Origin of the sequence: Sunxiuqinia dokdonensis (genome assembly GCF_001270965.1) — a bacterium.
Lineage (GTDB): Bacteria > Bacteroidota > Bacteroidia > Bacteroidales > Prolixibacteraceae > Sunxiuqinia > Sunxiuqinia dokdonensis.
In genome coordinates this window covers 1-14,583 of the sequence record NZ_LGIA01000224.1, presented here as the reverse complement: position 1 = coordinate 14,583, position 14,583 = coordinate 1, and the positions used below count along the sequence as shown (strand labels likewise).

The 14,583-nt window shown below is 46.8% G+C and carries 11 protein-coding genes; 4 read left to right on the top strand and 7 right to left on the bottom strand.

The features are described 5' to 3' along the window. Positions 1–200: 200 nt before the first annotated feature. Positions 201–2,036: a fasciclin domain-containing protein gene (locus tag NC99_RS21220; protein WP_053188946.1), complete on the top strand. Its 1,836-nt coding sequence runs from the start codon at positions 201–203 to the stop codon at positions 2,034–2,036. 140 nt (positions 2,037–2,176) lie between these two features. Here the strand turns inward: NC99_RS21220 and NC99_RS21215 are convergent, their stop codons facing one another. Next, complete coding sequence (locus NC99_RS21215; protein WP_053188943.1) at positions 2,177–3,664, bottom strand: outer membrane beta-barrel protein; 1,488 nt, start codon at positions 3,662–3,664, stop codon at positions 2,177–2,179. Continuing rightward, the gene (locus NC99_RS21210; protein WP_053189010.1) at positions 3,661–4,215 is read right to left on the bottom strand and encodes an RNA polymerase sigma factor; all 555 of its coding nucleotides are present in this window, start codon (positions 4,213–4,215) and stop codon (positions 3,661–3,663) included. The genes NC99_RS21215 and NC99_RS21210 overlap by 4 nt, the downstream gene beginning before the upstream one ends. A 409-nt stretch (positions 4,216–4,624) precedes the next feature. Here NC99_RS21210 and NC99_RS21205 point away from each other — a divergent pair, with 409 nt between their 5' ends. From NC99_RS21205 to NC99_RS21195, 3 genes are read left to right on the top strand one after another with little or no spacing between them, the layout of a single operon-like run. Continuing rightward, the gene (locus tag NC99_RS21205; RefSeq protein ID WP_157625143.1) at positions 4,625–5,869 is read left to right on the top strand and encodes a serpin family protein; all 1,245 of its coding nucleotides are present in this window, start codon (positions 4,625–4,627) and stop codon (positions 5,867–5,869) included. Beyond that, positions 5,862–6,326 (top strand): hypothetical protein, encoded by a 465-nt coding sequence (locus NC99_RS21200; RefSeq protein ID WP_053188937.1) that lies wholly within the window; start codon positions 5,862–5,864, stop codon positions 6,324–6,326. Before NC99_RS21205 ends, NC99_RS21200 begins: the two co-directional genes overlap by 8 nt. Continuing rightward, positions 6,313–6,870: a hypothetical protein gene (locus NC99_RS21195; protein WP_053188934.1), complete on the top strand. Its 558-nt coding sequence runs from the start codon at positions 6,313–6,315 to the stop codon at positions 6,868–6,870. Before NC99_RS21200 ends, NC99_RS21195 begins: the two co-directional genes overlap by 14 nt. Before the next feature lie 74 nt (positions 6,871–6,944). Here the strand turns inward: NC99_RS21195 and NC99_RS21190 are convergent, their stop codons facing one another. The 5 genes from NC99_RS21190 to NC99_RS21170 all read right to left on the bottom strand — a co-directional run bounded on the left by NC99_RS21190 (position 6,945) and on the right by NC99_RS21170 (position 14,464). Further along, positions 6,945–8,315, bottom strand: a complete 1,371-nt coding sequence (locus NC99_RS21190) for a C1 family peptidase (RefSeq protein ID WP_053188931.1) — start codon at positions 8,313–8,315, stop codon at positions 6,945–6,947. 108 nt (positions 8,316–8,423) lie between these two features. Continuing rightward, on the bottom strand, positions 8,424–10,031 hold the full coding sequence (locus tag NC99_RS21185; protein ID WP_082326637.1) for an OmpP1/FadL family transporter: 1,608 nt from the start codon (positions 10,029–10,031) through the stop codon (positions 8,424–8,426). Between the two features lie 320 nt (positions 10,032–10,351). Further along, entirely contained in the window at positions 10,352–11,017 is a 666-nt protein-coding gene (locus NC99_RS21180; protein WP_053188925.1) for a transaldolase family protein, read from the bottom strand. A 90-nt stretch (positions 11,018–11,107) separates the two neighbouring features. Beyond that, the gene (locus tag NC99_RS21175) at positions 11,108–12,379 is read right to left on the bottom strand and encodes a zinc-binding dehydrogenase (protein WP_053188923.1); all 1,272 of its coding nucleotides are present in this window, start codon (positions 12,377–12,379) and stop codon (positions 11,108–11,110) included. 117 nt (positions 12,380–12,496) lie between these two features. After that, a complete protein-coding gene (locus NC99_RS21170) occupies positions 12,497–14,464 on the bottom strand; it encodes an SDR family NAD(P)-dependent oxidoreductase (protein WP_082326639.1) in 1,968 nt (655 codons plus the stop codon). Positions 14,465–14,583 lie beyond the last annotated feature (119 nt).

The window sequence follows — 14,583 nt, the reverse complement described above, 5'->3', positions numbered from 1 at the left end:
AAAAAAGCAATTGCCCATGATTTTTTCACGGGTTAAAATATATTAACATTTATTAATAAGCATGAAAATACACACGAAAAGCCTTATTTTATTGATATGTGTCATAATTTTGTCATTTTTTGTCTAAAAGATATTCTAATCTCTTAAACACTTTTACTTCTTCTGCTGTTTTACTTTCAAATTCAAAAACTTTAACTGAAATGAAAACACAAGAAAACAAAAAATCGAATCGCATGAAGTCTTTAACTTCATTAGTCCTGGTGGCCGTCATGGCCTTCACTTTCGTTGGATGCAACAACGATGATGATGATCCCGTCGTTGTGGAAGATCCCGCGACAGTAGATATTACAGTTGCTTTGCAACAAATAACAGAGAATCCGGATGCTTACAGCAGCACACTTTCTGAGTTGAAAAAACAAAGCATCAATGCCAAGAAACCCAAGTTTACCGTTTTAATGAAAGCACTGGCCAAGTCTGGTTTGACAAGCACCGTGGCCAAAAACGACCTCACCATTTTTGCGCCGACCGACGCTGCCTTTGCAGAATTATTTGCAGCCCTTGGCGTGAATGGAGTTGATGACTTAACGGCAGAGCAACTGACTCCCATCTTACTTTACCACGCGGTTGCAGGGCGGGTACAATCCGGAGACCTGTCAAACGGCCTTGTTCAGACTATCAACGGAGCGTATATCAGAATCGACCTGTCAAGTGGCGTGATGGTCAACGACGCATCGGTTGAAATTGCTGACCTCAGAGCATTGAATGGCGTGATCCATATTATTGACAAAGTATTACTGCCACCTTCAATGAATTTGGTTGAAAAAGCCATTAGTTTCGATCCTGAATTCTCAATTCTGGTTGATGCAGTGGTGAAAGCCGACCTGGCTGGAACTTTGGCCGATGGTGGTACATTCACCGTGTTTGCGCCAACCAACGCCGCTTTTGAAGAGTTATTTACAGCTTTGGGCGTGAATGGTATTGAAGATTTGACCGCCGAAGACTTGACACCAATTCTGCTTTACCACGTAGTTGCCGGAAGTGTATTTTCATTCGAACTTTTGAGCGGACCAGTTCCGACACTGAATGGAAAAGAAATTGAAGTTGACCTGTCATCAGGCGTCATGATTAACGATGCCAACGTTGTGATCGCTGACCAGCAAGCGACTAACGGTGTGATTCATGCCATCGACAAAGTTTTACTTCCTCCGATAAACATCGTTGAAAAAGCCATTAGCTTCGATCCCGAATTCTCAATTTTGGTTGAAGCGGTTGTCAAAGCCGACTTAGCTGGTGCTCTTTCAGGAGAAGGTCCTTTCACCGTATTCGCTCCGACCAACGCAGCATTCGAAAGCCTATTTCTAACACTGGGCGTGGGTGGAGTAGCTGATTTAACAGCCGAACAACTGACTCCGATCTTGCTTTACCATGTAGTCTCGGGCAGCGTATACTCTACCGACCTGGCCAACGGATTTGTTCCGACTTTGAACGGTGCCGCAGTTGAAGTTGACCTGACTTCAGGGGTGATGATCAATGATGCCAATGTGGCCATTCCCGATGTTGCAGCATCAAACGGAGTAATTCACGCCATTGACCAGGTTTTACTGCCACCAAGCATGAATATTGTTGAAAAAGCTCAAAGCTTAGCTCCTGAATTCTCTATCCTGGTTGATGCAGTTATCAAAGCCGGCTTGACCAACACCTTGGCAACAGGCGGACCATTTACGGTATTTGCTCCGACCAACCAGGCTTTCCTTGACTTGCTCGACGAACTGGGACCCGATGTGAACAGCCTGGATGACATTCCTGTGGAAACTTTGACAAACGTATTACTCTATCATGTGGTAGAGGGCCGCGTTTACTCAAGCGACCTGGAATCGGGCACAGTAACCACTTTGAACGGAACATTCAACTTGGATCTTTCAACCTTGAAAATAACAGATGCCAATACACGCGAATCGGGCTTGGTTCCTTCACTACTTAATGTGCAGACCACCAACGGAGTGATTCATGTGATTGACAAAGTCATCCTACCATAAAAAACCATTGAAATACGCCAGAAACAAGATAAACAATTAGAAACAATCAAAAAGGGCAGCTCATCGCGAGTTGCCTTTTTTGTTTGTATGAATTGTTGACAAAAAAGCCGGGGTTTCAAGTTCGCAGGTCAGCACGAAGTTTAAAACTGATAACTCAAACCGGTATAAACCCCAATGGTGTAAGGTTTAAAACTAACATTGGAATTACTATTCAGCGAACCCATAAAATACCTCAACTGAGGCTCAACATGCAAGCTAATTTTGTTCGAAAGGCCGTAGCCCAATCCGAACCCGAAGCTGGTGCTGTAATTCACGGCATTCATATCGCGTGTTTCACCAATGCGCTCGTTGCCATACTCGCTATTGGCGTAGGCATTATTGCCAACCAGCACACTGGTGTTCAGGCCGCCAAGTACCTGTAACTCGAAGGTGGCGTCAATTAACTGGTAGCGTAAAATCAGCGGAATTTCGATGTATTCAAACTGTTGTTCGAACTCAGTCTGCGTCAGCAAAATCCCATCATCAGCCGCCAAGGTTTCAAACCCGCTACTCAACCGCGCATTGGTTGGAAGCCGGTCAATCGCCACAACGCCGGCAGCGGTATTCATCAACATTTCGCCCGATTTCACCGCAACCGCGGTATTGAAATAAGCCACTTCGCCCCGCAAGGCTCCGTCGCTAACAACATCGGAGTAAAGCGCTTCCGGCTGAAAAGACTGGTTAGATGAAGTTTGCCCCAGCTTGCTGTAGTAAACACCGCTCTGAACACTCCAACGCTTGTGGGTTTTGTACTCGATAGAGATTCCACCACCCACCTGCAGTTTGTCTTTTGAATCGGGAATAGCCATGCTGCTCGCGTAATTCTGGCTTTGCGAACTTTGATTAACCGAAACACCCGGTGTGAGCATCGCGCCCAACTGCCATCCGGCCGGAGATTCACTCATCCGGTTCGCCGCCAGCAAACGGGCATTCTCTTCGATCTGATTTTGCTCGAATGTATTAAACTGAGTCGCGGTTTCCCGCTGCTTTCTCCGCAAATCGGCCAGCTGGGCCTGCTCTTTAAAGGAATCATCTAACTCTAAATGAAGCAAACGCAGCAATTGGAACTGTTGAGTTTCCTGTTTCCTGTTTTCTGAATCTTCAGTGTCCAATTGGCGCCCATGGCTTGAGGCATCTGCATTTGCTGTAATTTGAAATTCGATGGTATTGTTGCTGTCAATTGTTTCAGGCTTTTCTGCTGCTGATTTTCCACGGCCACTTTCGGCAAAAGCCAGTCCGGATGATTGCTCCGCTGAAGTACTCTCTTGTATTGGGAGCGTTCCTTCCTTTGTATCAGTCGCAGAATCTGACGATTCGGATTGACTTGTTTTCTCGTCCGATTGGACTTGATGATCAGTCAGTACAGGAGCCAAATTCTCAGGTTGCTGTTGCAACTGCCACCCGAGCAAAAAGGCCAGCAAAACCGCGGCAGCTACTCCTGCTCCTTTCAAATAAAAGAAAAGCATGCGCCGCTTGTTCCCCGCTTGTTGTTCCTGAATCCGGCTCCACACATAGGCGGGCGGCTCTTGTTCAAAATCATCCAATTTCGAACGGAACAAATCATCCAATTGATTATTATCCTTGATCATGCAGAATAATTATTTGCTATTTCTCCAAACACTTTCACTACTTTATCTTGCAAAATCGCCCGGGCACGCGCCAGGTTCGATTTCGATGTTCCCACCGAGATTTTCATTTCTTCGGCAATCTCTTTATGGTTGAAACCTTCAAAAACATACAGGTTAAATACCATGCGATATCGCGGCGGCAACTCATTGATAATTTTCATCAAATCCTTGGCCGACATTTCCGAAATAATCTGCTCGTTCAACTCCGGCCCATCGAAAACACCCATGTCTTCAACCGGATGCATCAGGTGATTTTTCCGGTAGCGCTCCAGCGCCGCGTTCACCATAATTCGCCTCACCCAGCCTTCAAACGAGCCTTCGTGCCTAAACGACCCAATCTTTTCAAAGACCTTCAAAAAACCTTCCTGCAAATTGTCCTCCGCTTCGGTTTCATCTTTAGAATAGCGCAGACAAACCCCATACATTTTGGGCGCCAAATACTGGTAAAGCTGAGCCTGTGCTTTCGACTTTCCAGCAACACTATCAATAATGAGTTGCCTAAGATCTTTCAAAATCCATTCAAAATTGGTTAAGATCAAAATTAGCAGAATACTTGCACATTTTGCAATCTATTCTTTTGTTCGCTTAACGCTCTGTTCAAGCCACAAGGGCTCAATGGGTGATTTCAACAAACAGATGGGGAAAGCGGACAAAGGGTTGCGTGGGGAGAAATAATTTCTGTTTCGATTGATTCATTTTCGCAAGATTACCTCTTCTCAATAAAAAGTCATTCATAGTCATTGGGTGGTCATTTTATTGTGATTAAGTTGCTTGGAAACGATCAATGACAATAATTGGCAACCAGAAGAAAACAAATTGGCATTGAGTTGCGCAATCTTTTTCTTTACCGATCTTTTGACGCAACCATTTGCTGCGCTTGTCAGTCTAAAACAACAGAAACAAAAGTTAAATCCGAAAACAATGAAAACGATCGTCCTATTCTTGAGCCTGCTTCTGGCATCGCCCCTTTTAAAGTCCTGCTCCAATTCGGTGGTGGATGAAGGTGAAGTAACCGACATTGAGTTGGACCTGAAATCGGAACAAATAGTGGAAGCTGACAATGCTTTTGGGCTGGAGCTGCTGCGCGAAGTCAATGCTGAGTTGGAGGAAGGAAAAAACCTGATGATCTCGCCGCTCAGTGTTTCGCTCGCACTGGCCATGGCGTACAACGGGGCTGGTGGCGACACCAAAACCCAAATGGAAATGGTGCTGCACAAGGCTGGTCTGAGTTCGGAACAAATTAACGAAGCCTATAAAACACTGGTTGCAGCTTTGGGCAGCCACGATCCAAAAGTAGAATTGTCGATTGCCAATGCCATTTTTCACCGTGATGATTTCAGTGTGAAACCCGATTTTATTTCAACCAAAAAAAACTTCTACGATGCCGAAGTGGAAGCCTTGGATTTTAACAACGAGGATGCCACGCTGAGCCGGGTAAATGGCTGGGTGAAGGACAAGACCCGCGATAAGATTGACAAAATCATTGAGCAGGTTTCGGCCAACGATGTGATGTACCTGATTAATGCCATTTATTTCAACGGCAAATGGACCTACCAATTCAAAAAAGGCGACACCAGCAACCGCCCGTTTTACACCGAAGACGGCGGCGAGCTGCAGGTTCCAACCATGATGCTGGAACCGACCACGCTAAACTACACCAGCACCAACACCTTCGAATTGCTCGAACTGCCTTATGGAAGCGATAAATACAGCATGCTGGTGTTTTTGCCCAAAGCGGATCACACAACCAGTGAGGTGATTGAAAGTCTGACCCCTTCGGCATTGGATGGCTGGATGGAAAGCATGTATAAAAGCAACTTGAAAGTGTACCTGCCAAAATTCGAGTTTGAATACGACAATAGCCTGGTTGATAATCTCAAGTCGTTGGAAATGATCGATGCATTTGATCCTGGCTTATCCGATTTTTCGGGCATTGCTGACCGCAGTGACTTGTATATTTCCGAGGTGAAGCACAAAACCTTTGTGAAGGTCGATGAAGAAGGAACCGAAGCCGCTGCCGTCACAGGCGTTACAGTGGGTGTCACGTCCGTCGGGCCCGACCCTGTTTTTCAGGTTGACCGCCCCTTTGTTTTCGCCATCCGCGAAAAAGATACCAACGCTTTCCTGTTCCTGGGTAAAGTCAATAATCCGCTGCTCCATGAATAAATTCTCGCTCATCCTGCTTTTGGCTTTTATCTGGGCTTGCACCGAAAAACAAGAGGTCCCGGATTTGAAGATAAAAACCACTGGCGTTTCTGATTATGTCGATTTGAATTTCTCGAATGCCGACAGCCTCATGAATGACCCGGTAAAAATCAACACCGTCAAGGTGGAGGGCGACCTGTTGATCGTCAACCTCAGCTATGGTGGCGGCTGCAAGGTGCACACCATTGACTTGGCGCGTGTACATCCGTGGTGCGGTACGCCTCCGCTGCCTCCTCCAAGTTTTGAAATCAGGCACAACGCCAACAATGACTTTTGCGAAGCCTGGTTCACCGAAACGCTGCAATTTGACATCAGCCGGCTGCGCGAAAGCGGCGAAAGTCCTGTTACATTCACCTTTTCGGCTACCGGGTATGGCGACGAGCACTTTCAAAAAGAATTGAGCTATGAATTCGAGTAAGCTGAAAATATTGATCTGTCTTCTGCCGTTTATGCTATCGGCCTCCTGCACCGACAAAGAGCTTGAAACCAAGTCGGAGCAACTCACCATCTATTTCCAGTTTGAATATGTGAACCATGCGTGGGGTTACCAGCACCGGGGCTTCATCATCGATCAGGCAGGAAAGGTTTACGATTACGAGCAGCCGGAAAACTGGACTTGGCCGGAAGATAACAAAATTAACCGGCAGAATTTTGAGTCGAACCTTTCGCAGGCCGAGGTGCGCTTGTCCTTACTCGACGAAAGCGACATCAGAACCGCGGAGATTCTGGCGCTAAAAGCAAGAGATGGGGAACTAACCGAGCAAAGGTATGTGATGGCCGATGCCGGCGCGGAAATCTATGCCGTTTACGTGGCTGAAAAAAATAGCCCGACGCTGACCAGATATTTGCTGCAACAACGCGGTGACCTGTACCAGAAAAATACGAGTTCGGCTTCGGATCAACTCACCGAATGGCTCATCGGCATCCGCGGAGAAGAGGGCTATAGCGGGGAGCATTTCTGATATTCTGAATGATTTATAAAAACAAAACAGGCAGCAATTGTTGAAAATTGCCGCCTGTTTACTTTCAGTTTTTCTTAAAACATCGGATCCCAGGGTGGAAGCATGGTCGCTTTTTCGTTGTAAATATCCAACACTTTTTGGTTGACGAATTTCTTGTGTACCACCATCCGAAACATATACTCGTTGAACCATTCATCTGTGAAGGTGAGGTAGCCTTTTTCGCCGGCTTGCTCGCCCCAGCTGTTTTCGAACTGCCATTTCAGCGGCTGTTCTTTTTCGTCCACCTCAACCGCAATCAGCGCCATGCCGTGGCTCGAACCGCTTTCGCGACTTTGGATGCGTTGCTTTTTGTCCATGCCAAAGGGCACATCGTACACCGCTTCGTAGTTGAAGTTATCGACATCGAGCACGCCAAAATCTCGCCGGAGCTGCTTGCCCACATCGCAGGAGGCGTACATGGCTTCATTGTTCTTGATCGATTCAATACAAAACCCTTTGATGACCTCATTGGGCAAATTCACATAGTGCCAGTTTTCGCCTTCCTGCACATTGCGGTAGTTTTCAATTTCGTAATGCTTCCAGAATGGGCGCGAAGGGTCGTTCATCAACATCACATAGTCGCTGAGCTGAACCTCGCCCAGCACTTCTTTCATGAAGCTTTTTGGGGTGAAGGTTTTGGCGGCAACCAACTGCGCATCTTTGGTTTTGTAACGATAGTTAAACTCCGTTGGCGGTTCGCCCAGGTTCAGCGCCAGCATGCGGTAAATGGTGCTTAACATATCCACTTTGGTCGCTTCCATCTGCTTGTCGCTCGTTCCGGCGTTTTTCAGCTCTCGCAGTTGCAGGGCCTGTTCGCGCAGCTTGCGGTTGATCAGCTTGGTCATCCAACTCGTATTCTCACTCGAAAAGGTTTCTTCCATCGCCTCGCGTGGCACCAGGCCGTATTTGTTGGCCAGGTTCACAAAGTTGATCCATTGTCCGCCATCGTCAACCGGTGAGCGGAAATACCAGCGCACTTTTTCGTCGTCAATGCCGCGGTCGGCCGTAGCGACGATGTTGTTCAGAAACAAATTGGCCTTTTCAAACAAATCCCAGAAATAAAGATAATTCTCTGAAAATTCGAAGGATTTGGTATTGAAATGCTCAGCAGCCATGGGCCGGAAAATGTTGAGCGAAGTAAACAGCCAGCATCGGCCCGATTTCTTTTGGTTGGTAATGCCCGACACATCGACGCGATAGGTAAAATAATGGTCGGTCAACCCTTCGTTTTCGCGGCTCCAGGCCAGCTTCGTGATCTCGTTCGACGATAAGGCATTTTGCATGCCGGTGGTGTAATTGTCCTTCTCAAAACCAGCGCGGATCTTCGCCAGTTCAATGTCATCAATCGACTGGCCCGCAACAAAAAAAGGCAAGGCCAATCCCATCAGTAAAATCCATTGCTTCATCAGGTGTGTTTTTTCTCTGTAAGTGCCGTGAAAATATCAAAAATCCGGGCAAAAAGAAAGAGACTCCGTTTCGGGAGCCTCTCTTATCCACGCTGAAATCAATTTATTCTATTTGAAAATACTGTAAGATAAGCCGATGGCTAAACCCAGATTTTCCTTATCGTACGTTTCGGTGTAGGTTCCAAACGACTTGTCTTCATCTTTGTAGGTGGTGTACAGCACACCGGCATCGAGGGTCAGTTGGTCGGTGGCTTTCCACTGCAAACCAAAAGCCATGGAGTTCGATGAATTGCTGTAGCTGAAGTCACTTTGGTACTGCTCGCTTACGCCGGTGGTCGATTGCATGCCGCCCACACTCAGCGCAAAGCGGTCGGTGATGCTGTATTGCACGCCCGCTGAAAGCTCCCACAAACCGCTTTCGATGATTCGCTCCTGCCCGTAAATATTGTTTCCCCAGTCGACACCCTTATCAAAATAGTTGATAAACGACACGGAAGTCAGCCATTTTTTTGATGGTTTGTAGTTCACCCCAACCGATAAAATAGCCGGAATATCGCTCCGCGACTCTGCTTTATCCGGGAACATGCCGGTATCGTCAACTTTGGTATCGTTAGTAAGCTTCAGGGCAGTCTGAAATTCATACTTCAAACCAATATTCAGCTTATCGCTGGGCGAGATATTCACCCCTAATATCGGCGTAAAACCTGTTCCGGTTTGCTTGGTGTCCACTTCCTGATCTTTTAGCAAAGCTGAGTTCTCCTCCAGCTCATTGGCTGTGGCATTCAAAACGGTTGCTCCGGCACTGAAAGTACCTTGAATCTGCGTAATTTGCATCGCATCAATCTGCGCCTGTGTAGCACCCAAACCCATTAAACCCTGTTCAATTTGTGTTCGCTCGGCAGCGCTGATATAACCCCCTTGTTCAACCTGATCCAAAGTGTAGCCACCAGCTCCGTTATCAATGAGGGGTTGCATCCCGGCAGCAGCATTGGCTGCATTAGTTGCAGCAGCACCTACCGAAGTAGAGGCTCCTAATAAGAATTGCTCGGCATTGGTCATTGAGCCATTCACTTTCAGCTGAATATTCGAAATTCCGCCAGTGTATGTGTTGATTGAAGGAAGTACTCGGACTCCTCCATAAACTGATACCGCCTCGCTCAGCTTTGTTGTGGCTCCCAGCTGAATTCCCCAGAAGACGGAGCGTCCTTCAAACTCGATAGCTGCACCGTATCCGGGCTGCACCTCGTACCCAAAAGCTGCTAATCCTGCCAAGGCTGGCACCAATTGTCCATTCACCTGGGTGGCAATCTTTCCTTCAAACGAAGGAATACCCTCATCAAAAACGACGGAGCCTCCGCCGGCATTGGGTCCCAAGCCAAAGGAAAAAGCCCAGTTGTCTTTTTTGTAAACCGCAAAGGCGGTAGGGAAAACCGGGATTTCAAGATTGCCAACAAACTCCTGGTTGTTTAGTGGAGCGGTAGTGGTAATGGTCCGGGTTTGAAACAGAGTTTGGCTATGAAATCCAAAGTGGAAGCCATTGGCCATTTCCATCACACCCGCTGGATTGAAATAGACTGCATCCAGATCAGTTGAAGCATTGCGGGAAAGCATGCGCATGTATTGAGCACTCTGATTCGCGTTGGTTAACAAGCCTCCGGCAATTACCGATTGTATGAATAAAAAGCATACAACGGTTAGTAAAGTTGTTCTCTTCATCACAATTAAAAGATTAGTTGTAGGCGACAAAAGTAAATTTTTTTCTTTCCCAACAATGGATTTATGCTGTACATCAGTCAGATACAAGACATTAGACGAAAACAGTCTTTTGGTCGAAATGTCTTGATTGAAAAAATATTAATTGAATATCAATACATTAAACACACAAAAAACATTGACTTTCCGGAGACGATGCGAGGATAAGCACTATTTATATTAATTCTATATAATTTGGAGCAAAAGGAAGAAGGGACCGTGTGATCCCTTCCTGTTTTATAATCTATTCATCTAACAAACATAGTCCGCTGACTGGAACTGCCTTAAAAAGACACATCATACAGCCCTTCGCCGTCTTTTAAAAACTGGGTGACGCTGATATCCGTCATGGGGTGTTTGATCAATTGCAGCAAGAGCTCGGGGCTGATGGTAGCTGAGTGGGAGCCATTCATGCTCACCCGGTAGATTTGGTCAACGGTTTTGAAGCTGGCGGCCAACACTTTCGTGTTTAGCTTGTATTCGTTCATGTTCCGCGCAATATCGCGCACCACTTCAATTCCGTGTGACGAAATATTGTCCAGACGACTGACATAAGGCGCTACAAAGTCGGCTCCGGCTTTGGCAGCTACCAAGGCTTGCTGCTGGGTAAATATGGCCGTTGCAGTCACATTCATGCCGGTATCCTTGAGGATGCGCATGGCCTTAAATCCTTCAGCAACCACCGGAATTTTGGCGTAAAAGTTATCGCCCAGGTCAAAGTATGACTTGTACTTTTTTGCTTCTTTCACCATTTCGTCTGCTGTGGTGCTGATTAGCTGGACGTGGATCATGCCTTCGCCCACAATCCGGGCCACTTCTTCAACCGCTTCAGACAATTTCATGCCCGATTGCTTTAGAATCGTTGGATTCGTTGTTACTCCTTCCAAAGGAAAAAAATCATACAACTCTTTTAATGCCGAAAGATCGGCGGTATCTGCCATGTAAATCATACCATTTGTTTTTTTAATAACAAACGCAAGAACCACCGAGCATACACTCCATGAACTCCTGCGTTAGTTAGCTTATTTGTAAAATCTTAACTAGATGTCTTGTGCATTTGCCAGCAGGTAATCTTCTGCTTCAACGGACCAAAGTTCGTTGTTTCTTTGGCAAATCTCATGCAATTTGGCAAACAATGGATCAGATTTTCCTTTTTCTTCAAATTCGCTGATGGCGGTCAAGGGAATGTTTTTATGCGTATAGATCAGCTTTTTCCCGCCTGGAATATTCGGCAAATCCAAAGTTGTATCAATCACCGCATTCAGCCCTCCAATGTGTGTCACCAGCCCGGCGGGATCCAGTCCTTTGCCAAACATCTCCAGCGATTCCACCATATCGTCGTTATTACCGCCCGACGTGCCAACAATGTGCGTATAGGCGTAATGCACGTTGTAAAAGTTCAACTTGGCACTGAACTCCGGATTGGCTGGCCCGGCAAAGAAGTTCAAACATCCGTCGTGTCCTAAAATAGCATCACCTTGTTCAATCACTGCGGGAACAGGCGCAAAAACAAATACGTCGTTGTAGCCTTCGCCATCTGTTAAACCTCGCAATTTAGCTACCGGATCTTCACCACTGGTATTCAGATAAATTAATTCAATCCCTTTTGATTTGGCCCATTCCGGCGAATAGATCGAAGCGGCACGGTCCAGTCGCGCCTGATCAATATCGGTGACCACCAAAAGCGACGGCTTGCGATCTTCACGCATAATCACGTAGTTGATCGCTGCCAGTCCCATTGGTCCAACGCCAGCCAGGATGGCCATTTTACCGCCGTCTACAATTTCCATGTCGTGCTTGTACGAACCCGGCGTGGTGTGGTAATTGGCGTGCATGGCACCAATCACACAACTCAGCGGCTCGGCCAGCGATGCGGGGTAATAGCCCGGACCTTCGTAAGCCAGCAGACAATCCTGCACCAGCACATCTTTGGGGATGATGACGTACGTAGCATCGCCGCCAATGTATTGGTACGAATAGCCGGGAGCACTCAGCACCCCAACCGGGCCATCGTTGTAATAAATAGCCGGTTGAATGGAAAACTTCTGTCCGGCCTTAAACTTGTGCTGCCATTTAGCACCGACTTCAACCAACTCACCAGCAAACTCATGCCCGATCAAAATGGGGTTTTCGGCCACATCATTCGGAATCCGCTTGTGATCAGTTCCCTGCGTTGCGGCTTTGTATGACGACATGCAAATGCTGTCGGAAACCACTTTCGCTAAAATCTCATCTTCTTTGATCGCGGGAAGTTCGAACTCTTCCAATCGCAAATCCTTTTTACCGTATAATCGAACTGCTTTTGTTTTCATATTGTCTTATTTCCTTTTTTTTAATCCGTCATCCCGTCCGGCAACCGCCGGATCGGGATCTGTTAGCATAGAGATCCTGAAACAAGTCCAGGATGACTCGACCTGAAAAGGCCAGTCTTAGTTCAACATATTTTGTCCGCCGGTTACAGGAACGGCCTGTCCGGTTTCGTACTCCTGCTCCATCACGTAGAAGATGGCCCGCATCACGTCGAGCGGGGTGCATCCGCGGCCCGCGGGAACCTGCGCTTCGTAAAAATGCTTCACATCCTCCAGTGTTTTGGCGCCCGGCACTTTTCCGGCACGCAAGTACTGCACAAACAGGCCATTTTCCGGATCAGCCCAAAGTGGCCCGTCGAAAAAGTTGCCCGGACAAATCGAATTCACCTTAATTTTATACGGCATCAACTCCAGGGCAAACGACTGGGTGAGACCAATTCCACCAAACTTTCCACCGGCATAGGCAAAGTTCTTGTTGCTTCCTTTCAATCCCGATTTTGAATTGATTTGAATGATATCTGTAAAATGATCCGGCTTAAACTGATTCTGCAACTTCATGACAGCCGATGCATATTTGGAACAAATAAAGTAGGCTGAATAGTTTACTTTGGTCATCAGCTCGAACGTTTCTGGAGTCATTTCATCCAGACCACCTGCACGTAAAATCCCGGCATTACTGATGAAGGTATCCAAACCACCAAAGTTGATGACGGTTTCACGAACCAGGTTTTCAACCGATTCGGCCTTCGACACATCGGTCTGAACAAATAAGGCCTTGTTTTTTCGCTTCACCGCGTTTAAAGTGCCGGCAAACTCCTGCCCTTTTTCGGCATTCAAATCGGCAATCACCACATTGGCACCATGCTCCATCAAATGCTCCACGATGCCGGCACCAAAGCCCTGTGCACCACCCGTAACGATGATCACTTTGCGATCGGCACGGCCAGCTGTTCCACCCAGCGAAATTTTGGAACGATACTGCTCCACTTCCCAGCTTTCGATAAAAGCGATTTGCGCGGGCGTCATCGGGTGGTGTCCGCCAAACGATTCGGCAAATTGAGCAATGCGGCAATGATCGGTTACCACATCCACCAAAATTTCAGCGCCCTCGGCATGGTCGGCGATGACCATTACACCCAGGCCCGAAGCAAAAATAACTTTGGGCAGTTTGCCTTTTTCTTGTTCGTATTGGTTAATTTTCTGCTGAATGTCTTCCAGAAAAGCTTCCGCGTCGCCCTTAAATTCCCCATAAACAAAAGCCGAATTGGCGTACACAATGCCATCGGGGGTGAAAGGAACCGAAATGGCCGGCAGATTCTCCTTTTGCAGGTATTTGTCGAAAAGCGTTGTATTGGCCAAACGCACAGCTTTCAAAGATTCCTTGGAAACCATCATGCGTACAGCTGGAATAATCTGATCAGCGATTGGATTCACTGGCAAGTTTTCGTTCGCAGGTTCCGTACCGTAAACGGCATCCAGCTTTTCGTCAATCATTTGATAGCTTGAATGAATTTCCGCCACCGAATTTCCGCCAACAAACACGCCGTGGTTTTGCAGAAAAATAATGCCCGGCTCTTTCCCTTTCTCCTTCCGGTAATTGACAACGGCCTTTTCAACCACCTTGAAAAGAATGTAGCCCGGATCTTCGTAAGCGATATAAATCACCTCGTCGCCAAAAAGCTCAGCGGTTTTTTCCGCGGCCTGCTCACTGCACATCAGTCCATTCACCTTGGTTGAATGGGTGTGCACCACCAGCGAAAAATCCATCAGGTTGTGAAACGAGGTTTCCACCGAGGGCCGTTGTCCCTTTTCGGGCTCCACGCGGCTTTTCATCAAGTCTTTTACAATCTCGTCTTCGCGCTTCAGCGGATCATCCGAATAGGTTTTGTTTGTAATCTCTTCCAACTGTGAACGATCCAGCTTGGCAAAACCAGCTTCGCCAATCGTGGCCAAACTAAAACCGCTGGCTTTCACCCAAAGGTATTGATCATTTTTATAAGAAGTATTTCCGCCACCAGCCAGCACAAAATCCTTTTGTTTGCCATAAAATTGCGATACTTCAATGAGGTCTTTTAATCCTTGTTCCATCTTTTTAAATTCCATGTTTCAAATTCCAAACTTCCAAACTGCAAACTGCGACTGAATACTGCGACTTCCTATCCTATTCTACAAAGTTTTTAATGACAGCATTTCCGAGTTTGATGAAC

Coding starts and splice junctions, on each gene's coding strand:
- NC99_RS21195 (WP_053188934.1), top strand. CDS start 6,313: ATGAATTCGAGTAAGCTGAAAATATTGATCTGTCTTCTGCCGTTTATG.
- NC99_RS21190 (WP_053188931.1), bottom strand. CDS start 8,315: ATGAAGCAATGGATTTTACTGATGGGATTGGCCTTGCCTTTTTTTGTT.
- NC99_RS21175 (WP_053188923.1), bottom strand. CDS start 12,379: ATGAAAACAAAAGCAGTTCGATTATACGGTAAAAAGGATTTGCGATTG.
- NC99_RS21200 (WP_053188937.1), top strand. CDS start 5,862: ATGAATAAATTCTCGCTCATCCTGCTTTTGGCTTTTATCTGGGCTTGC.
- NC99_RS21215 (WP_053188943.1), bottom strand. CDS start 3,664: ATGATCAAGGATAATAATCAATTGGATGATTTGTTCCGTTCGAAATTG.
- NC99_RS21185 (WP_082326637.1), bottom strand. CDS start 10,031: ATGAAGAGAACAACTTTACTAACCGTTGTATGCTTTTTATTCATACAA.
- NC99_RS21180 (WP_053188925.1), bottom strand. CDS start 11,017: ATGATTTACATGGCAGATACCGCCGATCTTTCGGCATTAAAAGAGTTG.
- NC99_RS21205 (WP_157625143.1), top strand. CDS start 4,625: ATGAAAACGATCGTCCTATTCTTGAGCCTGCTTCTGGCATCGCCCCTT.
- NC99_RS21220 (WP_053188946.1), top strand. CDS start 201: ATGAAAACACAAGAAAACAAAAAATCGAATCGCATGAAGTCTTTAACT.
- NC99_RS21170 (WP_082326639.1), bottom strand. CDS start 14,464: ATGGAACAAGGATTAAAAGACCTCATTGAAGTATCGCAATTTTATGGC.